The 16,037-nt window shown below is 48.5% G+C and carries 15 protein-coding genes; 2 read left to right on the top strand and 13 right to left on the bottom strand.

The window, feature by feature from the left end; genetic code table 11:
• Window positions 1-139 precede the first annotated feature (139 nt).
• Window positions 140-1,138 carry an XcyI family restriction endonuclease gene (locus ACWHWP_RS19740; protein WP_447754512.1) on the bottom strand — a complete coding sequence of 333 codons (999 nt, stop codon included), beginning with the start codon at window positions 1,136-1,138 and terminating at the stop codon, window positions 140-142.
• Window positions 1,135-2,037 carry a DNA-methyltransferase gene (locus ACWHWP_RS19735; RefSeq protein ID WP_447754509.1) on the bottom strand — a complete coding sequence of 301 codons (903 nt, stop codon included), beginning with the start codon at window positions 2,035-2,037 and terminating at the stop codon, window positions 1,135-1,137. Before ACWHWP_RS19735 ends, ACWHWP_RS19740 begins: the two co-directional genes overlap by 4 nt.
• A gap of 387 nt (window positions 2,038-2,424) precedes the next feature.
• On the opposite strand from ACWHWP_RS19735, the gene ACWHWP_RS19730 reads away from it, so the two are divergent.
• The gene (locus tag ACWHWP_RS19730) at window positions 2,425-3,378 is read left to right on the top strand and encodes an ArdC family protein (protein WP_447754506.1); all 954 of its coding nucleotides are present in this window, start codon (window positions 2,425-2,427) and stop codon (window positions 3,376-3,378) included.
• A gap of 346 nt (window positions 3,379-3,724) precedes the next feature.
• Window positions 3,725-5,185 (top strand): ATP-dependent nuclease, encoded by a 1,461-nt coding sequence (locus ACWHWP_RS19725; RefSeq protein WP_447754503.1) that lies wholly within the window; start codon window positions 3,725-3,727, stop codon window positions 5,183-5,185.
• Window positions 5,186-5,442: 257 nt separating this feature from the next.
• On the opposite strand, the gene mobC is transcribed toward ACWHWP_RS19725, so the two are convergent.
• The 11 genes from mobC to ACWHWP_RS19670 form a co-directional block, all read right to left on the bottom strand.
• A complete protein-coding gene (gene mobC, locus ACWHWP_RS19720) occupies window positions 5,443-6,195 on the bottom strand; it encodes a MobC family replication-relaxation protein (RefSeq protein WP_447754500.1) in 753 nt (250 codons plus the stop codon).
• 23 nt (window positions 6,196-6,218) lie between these two features.
• Complete coding sequence (locus ACWHWP_RS19715) at window positions 6,219-7,955, bottom strand: type IV secretory system conjugative DNA transfer family protein (RefSeq protein ID WP_447754498.1); 1,737 nt, start codon at window positions 7,953-7,955, stop codon at window positions 6,219-6,221.
• A 181-nt stretch (window positions 7,956-8,136) separates the two neighbouring features.
• Entirely contained in the window at window positions 8,137-8,331 is a 195-nt protein-coding gene (locus tag ACWHWP_RS19710) for a ribbon-helix-helix domain-containing protein (RefSeq protein ID WP_447754495.1), read from the bottom strand.
• A 957-nt stretch (window positions 8,332-9,288) separates the two neighbouring features.
• A complete protein-coding gene (locus tag ACWHWP_RS19705; RefSeq protein ID WP_447754494.1) occupies window positions 9,289-9,597 on the bottom strand; it encodes a dpoa decarboxylase in 309 nt (102 codons plus the stop codon).
• A gap of 598 nt (window positions 9,598-10,195) precedes the next feature.
• Window positions 10,196-10,600, bottom strand: coding sequence for a cag pathogenicity island Cag12 family protein (locus tag ACWHWP_RS19700; protein ID WP_447754491.1), 405 nt, complete (start codon window positions 10,598-10,600; stop codon window positions 10,196-10,198).
• Window positions 10,597-11,622 carry a P-type DNA transfer ATPase VirB11 gene (virB11, locus tag ACWHWP_RS19695; RefSeq protein ID WP_447856181.1) on the bottom strand — a complete coding sequence of 342 codons (1,026 nt, stop codon included), beginning with the start codon at window positions 11,620-11,622 and terminating at the stop codon, window positions 10,597-10,599. Before virB11 ends, ACWHWP_RS19700 begins: the two co-directional genes overlap by 4 nt.
• Window positions 11,612-12,826, bottom strand: coding sequence for a VirB10/TraB/TrbI family type IV secretion system protein (gene virB10, locus ACWHWP_RS19690; RefSeq protein WP_447856180.1), 1,215 nt, complete (start codon window positions 12,824-12,826; stop codon window positions 11,612-11,614). Before virB10 ends, virB11 begins: the two co-directional genes overlap by 11 nt.
• On the bottom strand, window positions 12,823-13,746 hold the full coding sequence (gene virB9 / locus ACWHWP_RS19685; RefSeq protein WP_447856718.1) for a P-type conjugative transfer protein VirB9: 924 nt from the start codon (window positions 13,744-13,746) through the stop codon (window positions 12,823-12,825). The genes virB10 and virB9 overlap by 4 nt, the downstream gene beginning before the upstream one ends.
• Window positions 13,747-13,754: 8 nt before the next feature.
• Window positions 13,755-14,438 carry a virB8 family protein gene (locus tag ACWHWP_RS19680; RefSeq protein WP_447856179.1) on the bottom strand — a complete coding sequence of 228 codons (684 nt, stop codon included), beginning with the start codon at window positions 14,436-14,438 and terminating at the stop codon, window positions 13,755-13,757.
• A gap of 256 nt (window positions 14,439-14,694) precedes the next feature.
• Entirely contained in the window at window positions 14,695-15,795 is a 1,101-nt protein-coding gene (locus tag ACWHWP_RS19675; RefSeq protein WP_447856178.1) for a type IV secretion system protein, read from the bottom strand.
• 10 nt (window positions 15,796-15,805) lie between these two features.
• A complete protein-coding gene (locus tag ACWHWP_RS19670) occupies window positions 15,806-16,033 on the bottom strand; it encodes an EexN family lipoprotein (RefSeq protein WP_447856177.1) in 228 nt (75 codons plus the stop codon).
• Between the last annotated feature and the right edge of the window lie 4 nt (window positions 16,034-16,037).

The raw sequence follows: 16,037 nt of genomic DNA, 5'->3' as shown, positions 1-16,037 counted from the left end.
TTGTCAAGACCCATTTTTTGACCCGCGTTCTGTCATGTAAATCAAAAAACTAACCATGTACATCTTCCTTATTCCTTCCTGATTCAATTTCTTTATGTTGCCGGGAATCTGTACCTGAATTTTCCTTACAACCAATTAGTTACCTGTCTTGCACTGGCGCAGAAGGTATCGCAGTCAAAGAGAGCACTCTCATTTTAAAATCTTCATACTGTGTGCCGTTGCGTAGTGCCAGGTCTGTTAAGGAATAAAAGCGGTTTGTCGATGGTGATTCACTACGAGCTTTGTCCATATCAAGTCGCGAAACGTTGATTACCGTCCAGCACTCTGTATACCCCCGTGCGCGGGCTTTTTGGTGACTTTTCTCTGCCTCACCAATACGATTATGTATGTTGGAAATATCTGTCCCGCTTTTAACTTCTATAGCAACTACATTACGGTAGTTCCTGTGAGACATCTCTTCTCTGATGATGATATCCGGGTCTGCTGCGAATTCTATAAGAACAGATCGTCCTGTCGCGCTATTAACTTCTATCGCACTTTCACGAACTTCAGCAGTAGCATGCGCAACAATTTCACGAATAATTTCAAAGACAAGAATAATTCCATCGGTGCCACGCTGATTGTTGGCTCCTCCCCTTAACTGGGGTCCGACGGTCAACAGAGTCAAGTCATCTAATAGTTCCCTGCTTACCCGTAAAGGGCCGACACCTGACAGAAGGGATGAGGCAACCCCACAAAAAGCAGTGCATAATTCCGGTATTCTGGATTTTATTTGCTTACCAATAACACCTCTTACTTCCATTGACTTAAAGCTCCCCACTCCGAACCCTTTATCACTTCCGTAAAATTCTTTCTGACTATAGCCCATTAGCAAACGATAATAGCCCAGCAGATAAGGGTTTGTTTCTAATATTATGGGGACTGGGAAAAGGAGTTCAGCTCGTAGACCGTGGGTAGCAAGTGCCGCAAGGTCTTCTTTAGGAACGTATTCACCAAGTTGGCTATCCAGAGCTACTATGTCCATATTTCTTACGGTTTCTAGCAAGGCATTTTGAAGAAAAATACCTCGAAATCTTTTTAACGCCAGAGCAAATTCTATCTGTTGTTTTGGCTCGGGAAACTTGATTTTTACCGTCATGCCGCCGCTATCCTTATCACGTTAGTTTTATCACCCTGTAATCGGTCAACAGCAATATCGACATATTCAGGATTTAGCTCTATTCCTACGTACTGCCGAGCCTCATCCTGGCAGACGACTCCCACGGTACCTGAACCAAAGAATGGGTCTAATACAAAATCTCCTGGTTCTGTCGACGCAAGAATACATGGACGAATTAAATCAGGTGGAAACGTTGCGAAATGGGCACCGGAGAAAGGTCTGGTGTTCACATTCCAAACCGTTCGACGGTTTCTTAATTTGCCATTATCTGCTGTTTCCCGTACCGCCTGCCAGTCATAAAAGTACTTCTCTGACTTTGTCAGCATGAACAGGAATTCATGAGAACGCGTGGGGCGATCTTTTACACTTTCAGGCATAGCATTAGGTTTGTTCCATACAATATCACTGCGCAAGTACCACCCATCATTTTGCAGGGCAAATGCAAGTCTCCAGGGGATCCCTATAAGATCTTTTGGTTTTAGCCCTTCAGGTGTATCTGGACGAACAGCCATTGCCCTAGCAGGATTCTTTTTATCTGGCGCTCTGTAACCTCGGTTACCACTTGTATAGCCATCACCAATATTCAGCCAGAGAGTACCATCATCAGTTAACACTCGCTTAACTTCAGCGAAAATAGCAACCAGACGATTGATAAACTGGGGCATACTACTTTCCAGACCAATCTGTTCATCAATACCATAGTCACGCAGACCCCAATAAGGAGGCGATGTCACGACACAACGAACTGAGCCTCCCGGAAGTCTTCGTAATATTGTCAGAGCATCACCCTCAAAAAGGGTCGAACTGTCCAGCTCTATGTGGGCAGAGCGATTTATCTTCTCAACTATTGGAGGAAAACTACTCTTTTTTTGTGGCATAACAACTCCTCACATACCTGATTCAACCAGGCAGTGTGCCCGCGATCACTATGATAATTTTGAGTGGTAGTGTAAACCGCGACGGGTATACCAACAACATTGATCGCTGAAGTTTTCTTCAGGTAATTAATATCGTATGAGCTGCCAGCAGAGCATTATTTCACCACTGCAATTGCCGAAGTGCTAAGTCCATGTATGCTCGTCGTTATTTTCTCCCCGTGTGTTTTCTCTTTCATATCAGCTTCCGGTCATCGTTCTCCGTCACAACCTGTTCCGCAAGGGTAAATGGCACGCGTTCCGCGCCCCTGCTGAACAGAACGACTCCGGAGTAACGAACCGTCAGGCGATACGAAGACGAAAACCCACTCAACTGACGGAGAAAATACCATGACGATGAAACTGCATACCTGGACAAGTACTTCTGACCCCGCAGCGGCGACCGACGTATCGTCGCCGGAGCGCTCAGGCTCCTCAAAAACGAAATTTTCATCAGAAAAAACAGATATTTATCAGACGGTCACTGACAGCATCATTATGGCGCTGGAGTCTGGTGTTAAGCCGTGGCAGTGTCCATGGAAACGCAACGGTCTGGTCTCAGGCATTCCTTCAAACTACACCACACACGAAGCCTACAGCGGCATTAATATTATGCTGCTGTGGTTCAGTGCGGCAGAGCAGGGTTTTAAGGACTCCCGCTGGATGACATACAACCAGGCGAAATCCATTGGTGCTCAGGTCCGCAAGGGTGAACGTGGCACAATGGCAGTCTTTTACAAAACGCTGGAGAAAGAACGGGAAGACGGCGAAAAGGATTACATCCCGATGCTGAAACACTTCATCGTTTTTAATGCAGAGCAGATTGACGGCTTACCCCGTGACGGCAGCGACGCGCAGCCGGAACAGCCCGCAGAAGAGACCTTTGAGCCATTACCTCAGGCTGAAGCCCTCCTTGAGCGCAGTGGTGCCAGAATCACTGAACGCGGTCAGCAGGCATTTTTCAGACCCGCCACGGATGAGATTTACCTTCCTGAACGTCATTTATTCAGCCGAGCCGAAGATTTTTATGCAACCGGTTTGCATGAGCTGGTTCACTGGAGCGGTCACCCGTCCCGTTTAAACCGGGACATGAAAGGCCGCTTTGGCTCTGAAGGGTATGCAGCGGAAGAGTTAGTTGCGGAGCTGGGAAGCGCGTTTCTGATGGCAGATTTGGGCATTAATGGCGACGTACAGCATGAAAGTTACATTGCGTCATGGCTGACAAAACTGCGTAATGACAAACGTTATATATTCCGGGCTGCCAGTGCTGCATCAAAAGCCCATCGTTATCTGATGGCACTCTGAGTCCCGCTCCCCTGCAATTTTGCAGGGGATTTTCTGATAAAAAATAATGGCACGGGGACGTTTAGTCCCTGTGCTTTTCCATTGTTCTACAATGTTGTACTACAGTGCAGGAGGGCAGGGAAAAACAACCGGCATACTATGCTGATTGTTTTACATTTACCGCGCCCCTCCGGGCATCTGGCCTTAGATGCCAGGAGGGTGTGAATGATGCTAAAAAGAAGCTAAATCATTCTTAAAAAATGAGTGTGGTTATAGTTTTTTATTCAGTTATTCCTAATTAATATATCACGCACTCGTTTGATTAATATACAATCTTAAAGCTCGCCTCATTACATAAAGGATGTAAATGATGTTTATTCATGATTTGGTCATTGAAAATTTTAAAGGCTATCATGGGAAAGATACTCACTTGGAATTTAATGTACCAGACGGTGAAACTGAAGGAAGTGGATTAAATATTTTTGTTGGTGAGAATAATTCCGGTAAATCAACAGTTTTTGAAATTATGGACTTTATCAAGGATGGTACTAAAAAGAATATTGAGGATCTTTTATGTAAGTCCGTTCCAGATGATATACCGGAACATCTTTCCGCTGAGATTACATTTACAGGTAATCTTGATGTGATTATTGCCACATATGTTCAGGCTAATAAGCTTGCATCTTTTAATTCCTGTGTATATGAACGCGATGGTGCGAAGTTTTTTAAAGTCAAACGAAGCAGTGAAGAAGGGGAGAAGAAGATATTATTCTGGAATGGTACGGAATTTAAAAACTCAAGTGGAATAGATGCACCTTTTAAAAAACTGTATGATAATAATTTCATATGGGCTGACACAAGCCCTGAAAATGAAGCAAGATTTGGCTCAACAACGATTTGCGGTTCACTTCTGAGAGAAATTGCGTTTGGGCATTCGAACACCCAGGAGTACCAGGACTTCAGAGAGAAATTTCACAGTGTGTTTAATAGTCCAGATTCTGAGCTAAGACGGAAGTTATCGGTTGTTGAACAACAAGTTAAAGGTGTTTTTTCAGCACAGTTTGGACATGCCGATATATCATTCATGTTCGAAGAACTTCAGGTCGATAATTTCTTTAAAACAATATCTATTATGATTGATGATGGTGTTAATGTTCCTATGGGGGAGAAGGGGCACGGCATGCAAAGAGCACTGGCTCTGTCATTGCTCCAGGTGTATGCGGATATAGCCTGTAATGCTCATGGGGAAGGTGTCAGTAAACCTTTTTATCTCTTTATTGATGAACCGGAGATTTGTCTGCATCCCTCTGGTCAGCAAAGGCTGTTAGACGCATTAATGCTTATTTCAAAGAAAAAACAAATATTTCTTACTACGCATTCACCATTTTTGTTGTCATCACCACATCTTAAAAATATTGGTTTATTTATTTTCAAAAAAGATAATAATAAAAGCTATGTTGAAAAAGCCAGCACATCACCACTATTTGCCTGGAGTCCGTCATGGGGTGAAATAAATTATAAAGCATATAATCTTGCGACGGTTGAATTGCATAATGAACTTTATGGTGTTTTACAGGATAAAAGTAATAAATATTTTGAAAGTGAATTTGACCAATGGTTGTGTTCTCAGGGGATTGTGAAATCAAAAAAATGGATCAGGGAAAAGAAGGGGGTTGTACAACAACCTTCTGACGTTACTTTACAGACATTCATTCGTAACCATATTCATCATCCTGAAAACATGAGTATGCGTACTGATATTTATAGTAAAAGTGAGCTTGAACAATCAATTTTGGAAATGATTCGGATTTTATCATTACAGGATTAGATTTTTGATGTCCCAGGCGTACAGGGGAATTTATTCCCGATGATTAAATCGGTACTTGTCGGTTTTTTATACGCGTAGCGTATGAAGGCGACGGCACAGGCCTGAAGGGAAACTCACAGCAGATATAGCCGGGAACTGATAAAGGGGGAGGGCAGTCACCCCCCCCCACGCGCTGCCAGACAGAATTTCGCGGGCAGTGTACCGGCAGGGCGCAGAGGAGGACGGTGGCGGGCGCGAGGACATGAAGGTGGTGATAATTACCGGGTCCCTGATGTGTTGTGCTCCAGTTCGTTCAGGGTACGGAACAAAAATACGTCCCTGTTCTCTCCTTTAAAGGGCACCGGAACACTTTTTCTTATCACCACTCTGATACTTTCAAACAGCCTTATCATTGATGTTTTACCTGCTTCATCCGGCGTGACATACATGGCGTAATGCCACCTTCCCGCATCGATAGCAGCCAGGTGGCTGCTGATAATGTTGATATAACGGGCACGGGTTTTCAGGGTTCGTTCCGCTTCCACTGCAATGATTGCGCCGTTGTGGAGAGTGATCACCCCGTCGGGGCGATGCCGGATACCTGGAAATTGTGCTGCAAATGTTCCCCGGTCACCGTGGCACCAGTTGCTGCCGCCTTTTTCCTCAAGAGCCAGCCGTATCCGCTGGTTAAACAGGTGATGTTCCAGCGTCCCGTAACGGAGTTTTCCCGGCTCAAAGTAGCCAGGGAATACCGGGTCATCAGCCCTGACCACTCTGGAAAGCCCCTGCATGGTGATCCCCCATAATACGATACCAGGCCGGATATCGTGGCTTCCGTGTCTGATGATATATCCAGCCTGTATGGCGCGATTCAGTACCTTATAAACCGGGTGATGTGTATGTCTGCTGAAACCCATTACTCTTCTCAGTGAACTGAAATCTGACCAGGTTTCGTCTTTCAGAAAATTCAGCAACGCCAGCATTCTGGCTTCAGCGATTTTTTTGCGTTCTGCTGGATCATGAATAAGCATATGTGTCCTCACTGTCCTGGTTTTTAAACATCGGCGGAAGGTCTGGAAGGCGGATTGTTATCTTCTGGCAGAACAGGGGGCTGAGTCTCAAAGTCCATCAGACAGATGTACTGTTTTTGCACGCGGATATGTGACATTTTTGTCGCTCTGGCAAGTTCATTTTGTGTGAACACAAATCCCACGAATGGCGGCAGGTTGAGCAGCATGTTGCTGTCAATGAAGTAACGTTCTGCCTGGCGTATCATCCGGTCCGTTTCCACCGTTTCGGTCAGTGACATATCCGTTCTGACCTTACGCATTTCGTCATCGACGAGAATGGAGCCGGTCATTCGTGCTACCCATTCAGCGGTGTCCGGATCGCGCAGGCGGTACACCAGCATGAATTTACAGTTTTCAATCACTGAACCAGCCACGGCGTCCCCGTCCAGGTCTGCCGGGCAGTCATACAAATCCTTGATGGACTGATGGGCCATGATGATATGGACCTGTTTGTCCCTGGCGGCCCCGAGTCCTTCCAGAGCAGGTCGGGACAGATGATATTTGAGTTCATCCAGCAGTATCGCCACCGGGCGGGGTCTGCTGCGAATACGGTCGCGGGTCTCGGCTATCTGGATGAGACGGGTTAAAATCATGCGCTGGGCGGAGATGATTTTCTGGTTGCGCATGGAGCCGATAATGTAGCAGCACCCACCATCATCGAAGATTTTCTTCAGTGACAGACCATGACGTGCATTAATGGCGTTTATCAGCGCAATTTCTTCCAGTTCACCATAAAAGGCCGGGGTGGTTTCCTGAAGTGATTTAACAAAATCACTGTCAAACAGCTCCCGCAGCGTCATGCCGGGTTCATACATGGCGGCGGTGTTTCTGGCGGCCCTGCGGTCAGCAATACGGTAAAAGTCGGCACCTTCACCTTTTTTGGACAGGCTGAATCCGGCATTAAACAACTCTTCAAGCTGTTCATGCGAGATGTCCGCCAGCAGGTCGAGCTGAAAATTCAGGTTGTTCAGGTCGATGAGATAAAACGATTTACCTGCCTGTTCACAGGCTTTTTTTAATACATGTGGTGCCCATTCGTCATTTTTTGGATCTTCGACAAAAACGGCTTCATTTAACAGAATAGCCTGATAAAGCAGTACCGTTGCACCGATACCTTTACCAGAACCCGTAGTGCCGATAATATCAGCATGCTGGGACTGAAATTCCTTAACGGAAATATATTGTGGCTGGTTGTCATTATCCAGACCGATAAATACACCCCTGTTGAGATCTATATATTTCAGCGGGTCATATTCTACGCTGTCGGGTAGTATATTTCTCACTTCCCGTACATCCGTGCGGGTATTTCTTTCCAGTTTGCTTCTTTTTATCAATCGGTGCTTTAATGTATCAATTTCTCCGGCCAGTATCCGGCGGGCAGCGATATGAAAGCATAATCCTGCCGCTGTAAACAGGTTTGTCAGTATCCAGAGCTGAATATCAGACAGGATATTGTTATCCAGCACACTGAAGAAGTAACTCAGTCCCTGAAGTGTGAGCGGCGATATTGTGCCAAAGATAAAAACAAATATGGACAGACTTGCCGTCATTTTCAGCCAGAAGGGGGCATTCTGCCTTTCTTCCCGTGGCAGGTGAAAGATAAAAGGGAGCGTCAGTCCGGCAAACAGTGAAAAGAAAATCGAATTGTTTTGCAGCCATAACAGGAATAATGAAAAGACCTCTGAGAGGGTATTCAGCTTCTGCATAAGATGTGGATTCATTATATTGACTCCGGTAGCGGAATAATGAAATACATGAGAGGGGGTACTGGTATTACAGACGCAAAACAGGCCGGTCCGGACTCACCGGCCAGCCTGCTTTATTTAAAGGTGATAAACCTGCTGTCAGTGTGTTCTGGCAGCAGGTAAGAGGACTATTATGTGGTTTTACTGTGGCGGAAAATCAGTCTGTTTCTGGTTTTTTGCTGTCGTCGTGGAGGGGCATTCCGTGTTTGATGAGCAGATCCGCAATGGCTTCATCCAGCAGACGACTTTTTGGAATACGGGTAACCCGTGACAGCTCATCAAAGCGTGGCACCAGTGGATTATCCAGTGATGAGGTGAAACGGGTGCGATTTTTCAGATAGGGTTCAGCCATAAACCTGTCAGTCCATCTATAACATTAAAGCTGATAGTGTAAATGGCTGCATATAAGAATAAAGTGGTTGCATATAGTCACTATATAGTGCATAAAAGAAGTGTGCCGCCACACAGAACAGGCACAACACCAGGAGATACCGGGCAATTAACCAGAATCCAGTCATGCCCGTTCAGTACGACTAAGCCGCCATGAACACATAAGAGCGGCTTTTTTTATGTCTGCATTGCGTCAGATGATGGCGGCACGGGATGGGGATTTCGCGTTGCCGCCATCTCATGCCGCTATCCTGTGCCGCCATAAAACACAGAACAGCGTGAGTGGCGGGGCCACTCATTCCCGCTGTCCGCGCTTTCCCGGTACCGCCGACCCGTGGTCGTCAGTTCCGTGAAACGCCCGTCCGGCGGACAATGGCGTGTTTCCTTCTGTCCTGGCTGGACGCCCTGACGACAGGAAACATGGGGGCAATGTCTTCGCTGAACGCTGCGTCAAAGCCCCCAGGGTCAACGGCGGCACACCGTCGCACGCTACGCGCGACCAGCCCCTTTAAGACGCCCGTTTTACCCGTTATTTTCCCGCCCGCGCGAAAATGCCGGAAACGTGGCTTTAAAGGGGCTGGTCTCGCCACGCCGGAATACCGGCTTAGCTGCGACGGTGTGCGGGGCTGTGCCCCCCACAAAAACCGCTGTCGTGGGCGACAGCTTTTCGCTCACTGGGGTGGCGAAATTTTTGCGGCTCCCCCCGGCCTGCTCAGTTCGCTTCGGGCGAACGTTCGCAGGTGGGCGCGGTGCCTGAAAATTAGCAGTTTCTCCGAAACTGAATTTTCTGTCCGTGCTCCACTTCCTGCCTGGCAGTCTTAACAGTTTCTTCGAAACTGAAGCCGCCATTCAGGAAGCCTTAACCCCGCTGTCTGTCAGTATCGTGCCGTCGTGTTATTACCATTGTTGCCTGCTGAGATTACATCTGGTTGCGGGAGATAGCCTCCCTGCATTGTCTTTCGGCTTCCTGCGTCTGAAAATAACGCTCATCATCAGTGCGGATACCCTGTGATTCAGCGTACAGCATCAGCGTTTCGGCATCCTTTTTATTCAGGTATCCGATATATTCCCTTAACCCTGCTACCAGCAGGCTTTCGTATATCTCATCATGTAGCCCACATCTTTTCATTGCCTCCTGAGATATATGATTATATACGGCGGTGGCCAATATCCGATCCTGATACCGTGAGTATATGTTACGGATAAATAAATTCGTTGCTTTATTCATGGTATTTATTCTCCTGTAAAGAGGTTTGACGTTAACGCATTACACATTATTGCCTGTGTCTTTATCATGAATGCGGGTTTCGTAATAATCTGTCCTGCCATTTGTCTGGCTGGTGTGCATGTTAAATAATTTCATTGTCGCTGCATTTTGTAATGCTGCGGTATATCACTTAGTGAAGTGAACTAAAGTGTGGTTTACACACTTCATGTATGTTCGGATGTTTTTATTATCCTCTCACTCGACCATATTTTGATAATATCTTGCTGACTGCGTCCGGGGATGCACTGTTACACTGATCGAGAAACTGTTTTCGCATGTCAAATGTTTTTCCCGGACTGAATCGATGGTGTTTTTTAAAAGCGTTCAGGCTGAAAAATTTTCGCACAGCACCGTGACATTCCTGCTGAGAATTCCCGGTCACTTCTCCCCACATGCAGACGGTAACGTCACACGGGTTATTCGGGTCAATATTTTCACTCGCTTTTACTGTACCGGAAAGAATGAAAGTCAGGCACAGGCAGAGGGTTGCAGTAGTGTATTTTTTCACAGGGGGGTCTCTCTGAAACAAAGATTACGGGGGGGAATAACGACGGATAATTTACCGTGAAAGATAAATCCGGGTTTCATTGCAGGCCAGACAATTCTGAGGTGCCCGCCAGTGGATCACACCCTGCGCGCCATTCTGGCGCAGCCAGCGCTTTGTCCTGAACCACTCAGCCGCTATGGGCACTTCGATGACAATCTGCGTGGCATGCGCCACGGCATAATACTCGCCAGGTGTTCTGCCTGCGTCCTGTGGGCTGAATGCCCGGATGACCATCGACCAGTGACCCTGCGCTGATGCTGATGGAATGATGATTCGATTTTCATGCCACTGCGGCAGAGTGGTGTTGACCACTTTGCCGGTCGCTTCCCACGGCACCGGCTCCGGTGGGGGCGGGGATGCACAGGCTGACAGCAGCAGCGTCAGCCCTGGCGCAAAGATGAAGCCTGACGTTCTCATGGATGCATTTCCTCCATATAGTGGTGGCGGTGCAATGGGCGAAAATAAATGTCGTTCATCCGGCGCACGTTGCCGTCAAGGTCAATACTGACAATCACATCCAGGCTGTCGAGTACCTTACGCAGCAGGAAAGTGTAGGGCAGGCGGGCGCACTGAGGGTTCTCATAACAGCGGGTGATAAAGCCATCAACCGCTTCCCGTGCCGTTCCCGCGTGGATCGACGTCATGCTGCCTTCATGGCCGGACCCGGTGATTTTGAGAAAATCCCAGGCTTCACCCCCCCGGACTTCGGTCAACAGGATACGATCGGGATTCATGCGGTAGTTCCAGCGCAGCAGACTGGCCGGGGTGACAATCGAATCTCTTTCTCCGGCGGCTTCCGACGGATAAAACAGATGCACGTAGTTTTTGTGTGTGAAGAAACGGATCTCCGGGTTATCTTCAATCGTCGTGAGGCGAAGGTGAACGGGGATATACCCCGCCAGCATCTTCATATAGGTGGTTTTGCCGGTACTGGTTTCTCCTGCAACGGCCAGGGTTTTACCGTACTCCACGCATTTTTCCATAAACCGGGGAATGGCACGGGCCTGATATAATGCAGTCAGCTCTTCATCGTGCATCTGTGTTTTTTCCACACCGGCTACCCGGTTATAGAATCCGTCACTGATGTAGTGCTGATGCGGGATTTGAACCTGCGACGGTTTTCGGATGGTTATCGAGACGGTATCGCGTTCACAGGCTGGGGGAACGACAATCTGACAGCGTTCCCCGGATTCCAGCGTGGCTGACAGACCCGGTTTAATGTCCTCGATATTGTCTCCGTGGTGTTTTGCAAGACACCGTGCGAAGTCGTAACAGTCGTCATAGCTCAGGCTGACGGCGTGCTGTGTCCAGATACCGTCGATTTTTGTGAACAGTTCTCCAGGACGATTGACTGCGATTTCCGTCAGGCCGGGGAAAGCAAGAAAATCACCAAAAAAACGCTGTCGGTAGCGATCCAGAGAGAGGTTTTTAACGGTCATGTTTCATCCTCAGCGTGTAGATGGCTGAAAAATCAATGTCCTGTCCGGTGATCAGGTTGATGATTTCACCCTGGTTTTTGTACAGCGTCGGGGGGATATTGATGCTGTTTTCAAGCGTGGTGCGGGCCATTTCTGCCATCGCCTGACGGCTGTTTTCGGTGTAATCCGTGTTGCGATCCTTTTGCCCGGCGTTGTCGGATGCCCATGCGGCAATATCGGGGATCATACCGACCATCATGGCACCGCCAAACCGTTGCCAGAAATGGGTGTCGATCCAGCCCTCCACGCCTGCTTCACCGAGCGCTCCGGCTGCACGGGTATCCACAAGTGGAATATCAAGGTAAGGCTGCTGGCGGGTTCGTAGTTTCGTGATAATGATAAATGCGCGTCCCTGCCCGTGTTTCATACCCTCCTCCCGGCCAGTCTGATACACACCGGTGGCTGTAGTGCCTTTCTCAATCAGCTTCGTGTTTCCACTGGCACTCCAGATATCGCTGGCAACCGTGCAGCGGATCTTCCCTGTGAGGTCGGATACAAAGCGGTAATCCAGCGAACAGGGGATTGCGGTGTTTTCGGGAATATACAGGTCCGGATCGTATGGAATACGTCGTACTGGCTGTGGGTCAGTGGTATCTGACAGAGGTCTGCTGCTGCCCTCTGTCGGGACGGGGGGAGATGATGTTTTCTGCGCCATTTCATTCAGTCGGGTTTGTGGTGTGGTTTGCGCTCTTACCACATCCCCTCGTCGGACCAGAAAGCGGGCTTTATCAAGTCTGCCTGTATCCGGTAAGGGAGCCGGACGGCTACCCATTTCGTGGCTTCGGGACTGCGGTTCATTTTCAGACTGAACCGCAGTGTTCTGTCCCAGATCGGTGCGCTGCCGGTAGTCGGTTCTGGTCTGCGATCCCGTCTCAGCCCGTCTGGCTTCCGGTGGTTGCCGGATAAGGGTGCGGTAGATCCAGTTGCTGCCCCACGCCAGTACAATAAGAGCAACGGCCAGAAGGGCAAAGAATGCGGTCACTCTGCCGCGTCGGCGTTTTTTCAGTCGGGTGATGGCGGGGCGGATTTGCTCCAGCCCGTCATCTTCTGGCTGTGCTTCCCGGAGTTCCGCTTCATGCCGGGCGCGGGCTTCCTCTTCAAGTTTTGCCACGTTATCTTCTGCGGAGGTGACGGATGTCATGGTATTTTTTACGCTGTCATTCATGGATGGCTCTCCTGACGGGCGGAGGTAGCTTTCTCCACGCGCTCAACCTGCGGAGAAACCGTCGTCCCGTCGGCAGTCCGGATGTGACCTGCGCTGCGGTTTTCCACGCCGACCACTGCATGGCCCGAACGCAGGACAAGACGGGGTGTGACTTCCTGAATCACTATCACGGTAAAAGCGCCCTGTTTTTGTATTCCGTTATTGACCACCTGTTCCTGTTCGCCATTCCAGCGAAACACCGACGGAATTCGTTTGCGCGGAGAAAAACCGATGAAAGTGAAACGTCCGTCGTCAAAGGCGAAATCAGGTGTGATATCGTCGCTGCCAGGACCAGGGTATTTCAGGAAGTTCCAGTTGCGGGGACGCTGTGCGGCAGACAGCATTTTCTGTACAGTTGAGCGTTCCTGCTGGCGTTGCCATTCCGTTAGACGGCTGGCGGTATCGTTTTGTGCCTTAATCCGGGCATCATCCGGATAGTGAAATGTCACCTGAAAGGCGGATGGCTGAGAAGATGTGTCATCAGTCACATTCAGCTCAAGGTTATAGAATCGTTTAGTGGTGACGACAAACAGATTAGTTCGCCAGTCCTGCCCGTTGGGTGGAATGACAACCTGTGTGGTGTTGCCGTCTTCCCCGGGAGCGCCCTGTACCAGCGCCACCGGGCGAACGAATACCCGGTTGGCATCCGGTGAAGCTTCCCACGCCTCTTCAAAGCCGGGGCGGGCACTGAGAACAGCCTCGTCGCTGTCAAAGACCAGAGTGGTCATAAAGCCTGCGCGGGTGTTTATGACGGTGACGTTCTGCGGATTATAGATAACCTGCTGCATACGAGCGTCATAGCGACTGGCCTGAGGAACTGCTGCCCCCCAGGCTGTTTCAGCGGTTGTCAGCGTGAGCAGGAACACAAGTAAAGACAGAATATTTCGCATCACATTTCTCCCCTGATCTCGCGATCGGCCTGCCAGCTCGTGACGGTAAAGCCGAACCAGTTTATTTCACGTTCTGCGTCACTCATCTCTTTTTCAGGATCGGAGTGAAACGTAAGACGGGCATTCCAGAACTCGGTACGGATGTGGTTATCGGCGAGGCGACGGATGATCTTTTTATAACGCAGGGTGGCGACCTTATCGGGGGTTGTGCCGTCGGTCAGCATACTGGAGAGTATTTCAATTCTGATGCTGTGCGCCCCATCCTGCCAGATTTTATCCGGCGCAGCGGGGCCAGCGTACAGGGCCAGGTAGTCCCCATTGACCTGTGGACTGTTGTAGGTCTGCACCGTTTCATAATCATCCTGAAGTGCCGGGTAAATATACCGCTCACGCAGTTTTACGTAGTTCGCGACCATTGCTTTCTGGTAAGCCGCTTCTGCGGTCAGCGTGGTTTTTGAGGTGCGTGTGACGTGTTCAACCCGTCCTGTATGGTTATCCACTGTGTATAACTCCACCACAGTCTGTTTCAGCGGTAGCATCAGTATGATGGCGATCAGCGCCAGAATGGCCGCCAGCAGACCCACCACACCGGTGATAAACCCCGCTTTCGCGGTGTGTTTATCCCGAGCGCTCATATACTGCTCAAAACTGAGCGCATCATTAATCAGGGTTTGTTCACTCATAACGGGTTAACTCCGCAATGATTTTTGGGGTATTGACAGGTTCCCCCTGACCACTGAAGGCAGGAGAGGGGGAGGATGGGGAATGTGCGCAGCCGGATAACGCGCACAGCAAAGCCAGCGCAATGAAGCGTTTCATCAGATATATCCTCAGTGAATCAGGCAGATGAAAACGGGGTTATATTTTCATCATGAAGGTATTGCCTGGAGAGAGTCACAACTCGGGTGCTGTGTACCGGGATTTACAGGGGGGAGTATTTCAGATAGTGGAATGGCCGGACGGTGGTGCATTATGTTTCTGAACAGCATCTGCTCTTTCCTGTGCAAGCCTTCGCGCTTCGTTGCGCACGATGATTTGCTCAATGGCGTATTTACGTGCTCTGGCCGCGTTATATCCCGCTCCTCCTCCCGGTGGGCCGGATTTTCCGGTCTCCACCGCTTTCCATCCCTGAATGTTATCCTGTATGGTACGGGTCGTGTCCTTTCCTGCGCCTGATGCGAGTTTGCCCGCGCCAAAAAAAGCCGCACCGAGACCAATGGCTGCGAGTCCCTGCATGGATGCGGTTGCCCCTGCACCGGCCAGTGCTCCGGCCAGTTTTGCAGAAAACCAGATAAGCATTGCAGCACAAATACCAGCAAGGAAAACCTGCGCGCCTAATTGTACAATATTAACAGCGGCAGCGTTTTCTGTTGCCTGTGTTAATACCGATGTCATAAAATTAATAACGATACGCAGTGACAGGGAAGAAAATAAAACAGTTAATATGGATGCAAATATATTTTGCAACCAATTATTAAACATTGGGCGTAGAAAACCGTACATCAAGAAGAAGATGAATATTGGCGATGTAATGCCAAGTAGTATTATTGCCAGTTCAGCAACCATTGAAACAAAAGCAGTTACGATCATTAAAGAGAAAACACCCAGCCAGACATAAAACTGGGCTGTCATACCCTCATCTTTTACAACAGTGGATTCATCCATATCATGCAATGTCTTCCCCAAGAATTTTGCCTTGTCCCAAAGCGTATCAAGTAATTGCCAAATATTGTCACTGCCAGAAAAACCTTCTTTTAAACCGTTTATCGCATCAATGATGCCATCCAGATAACCATTAATGTTAGCCACGAATGAGAGAATAATCGCCATTCGCATCAGGTCCCACATCACATCCTCCATTGGTGAGGACAGCTTCCCTGCCAGTGTCTGATAACCACGCCATATAATATAGAGAGTGGCTGACGCAGCAGCCATTCCCATAATCATGTGAGAGTAATTCATCATCAGACCACTGGTGGCTTCAGTTATACCACCGATCAGTTTTTTTTCAGTAAATTCAAATGTACCGAGATCCGCCATAACTTCCTCGCTATTCACTGAATTTCATAGAGGGCGCATTCAGTTGCTTGAGCTGGAAATGCGCTTCGTTTGCATTTTTACAGTTTTCAGACGCGTCACCAGTTTTCTGGCACCGGTCATAAACTGTTTTTAATTCATCAGGGTGCTCCCGATACCACTTTGTGGTTTTAGCTTCTTCTTTACATCCCGTTATTAACGCCAGTAAAGAAAATATGGTAATAATCATGTGGTTATTCATTGGT

Source organism: Enterobacter sp. WI-ESBL-E8 (genome assembly GCF_053364895.1).
Note: the sequence above shows the minus strand (reverse complement) of the source record. Positions and strands in the feature narration are given on the sequence as shown.

What these genes read in the sequence shown, in the direction of transcription:
- ACWHWP_RS19740 (WP_447754512.1), bottom strand. Translation starts at nt 1,138, where the DNA reads ATGACGGTAAAAATCAAGTTTCCCGAGCCAAAACAACAGATAGAATTT.
- ACWHWP_RS19715 (WP_447754498.1), bottom strand. Translation starts at nt 7,955, where the DNA reads ATGAATCCACATCTTATGCAGAAGCTGAATACCCTCTCAGAGGTCTTT.
- ACWHWP_RS19735 (WP_447754509.1), bottom strand. Translation starts at nt 2,037, where the DNA reads ATGCCACAAAAAAAGAGTAGTTTTCCTCCAATAGTTGAGAAGATAAAT.
- ACWHWP_RS19670 (WP_447856177.1), bottom strand. Translation starts at nt 16,033, where the DNA reads ATGAATAACCACATGATTATTACCATATTTTCTTTACTGGCGTTAATA.
- ACWHWP_RS19700 (WP_447754491.1), bottom strand. Translation starts at nt 10,600, where the DNA reads ATGAGAACGTCAGGCTTCATCTTTGCGCCAGGGCTGACGCTGCTGCTG.
- ACWHWP_RS19710 (WP_447754495.1), bottom strand. Translation starts at nt 8,331, where the DNA reads ATGGCTGAACCCTATCTGAAAAATCGCACCCGTTTCACCTCATCACTG.
- ACWHWP_RS19680 (WP_447856179.1), bottom strand. Translation starts at nt 14,438, where the DNA reads ATGAGTGAACAAACCCTGATTAATGATGCGCTCAGTTTTGAGCAGTAT.
- ACWHWP_RS19675 (WP_447856178.1), bottom strand. Translation starts at nt 15,795, where the DNA reads ATGGCGGATCTCGGTACATTTGAATTTACTGAAAAAAAACTGATCGGT.
- virB10 (WP_447856180.1), bottom strand. Translation starts at nt 12,826, where the DNA reads ATGAATGACAGCGTAAAAAATACCATGACATCCGTCACCTCCGCAGAA.
- ACWHWP_RS19725 (WP_447754503.1), top strand. Translation starts at nt 3,725, where the DNA reads ATGATGTTTATTCATGATTTGGTCATTGAAAATTTTAAAGGCTATCAT.
- mobC (WP_447754500.1), bottom strand. Translation starts at nt 6,195, where the DNA reads ATGCTTATTCATGATCCAGCAGAACGCAAAAAAATCGCTGAAGCCAGA.
- ACWHWP_RS19730 (WP_447754506.1), top strand. Translation starts at nt 2,425, where the DNA reads ATGACGATGAAACTGCATACCTGGACAAGTACTTCTGACCCCGCAGCG.
- ACWHWP_RS19705 (WP_447754494.1), bottom strand. Translation starts at nt 9,597, where the DNA reads ATGAATAAAGCAACGAATTTATTTATCCGTAACATATACTCACGGTAT.
- virB11 (WP_447856181.1), bottom strand. Translation starts at nt 11,622, where the DNA reads ATGACCGTTAAAAACCTCTCTCTGGATCGCTACCGACAGCGTTTTTTT.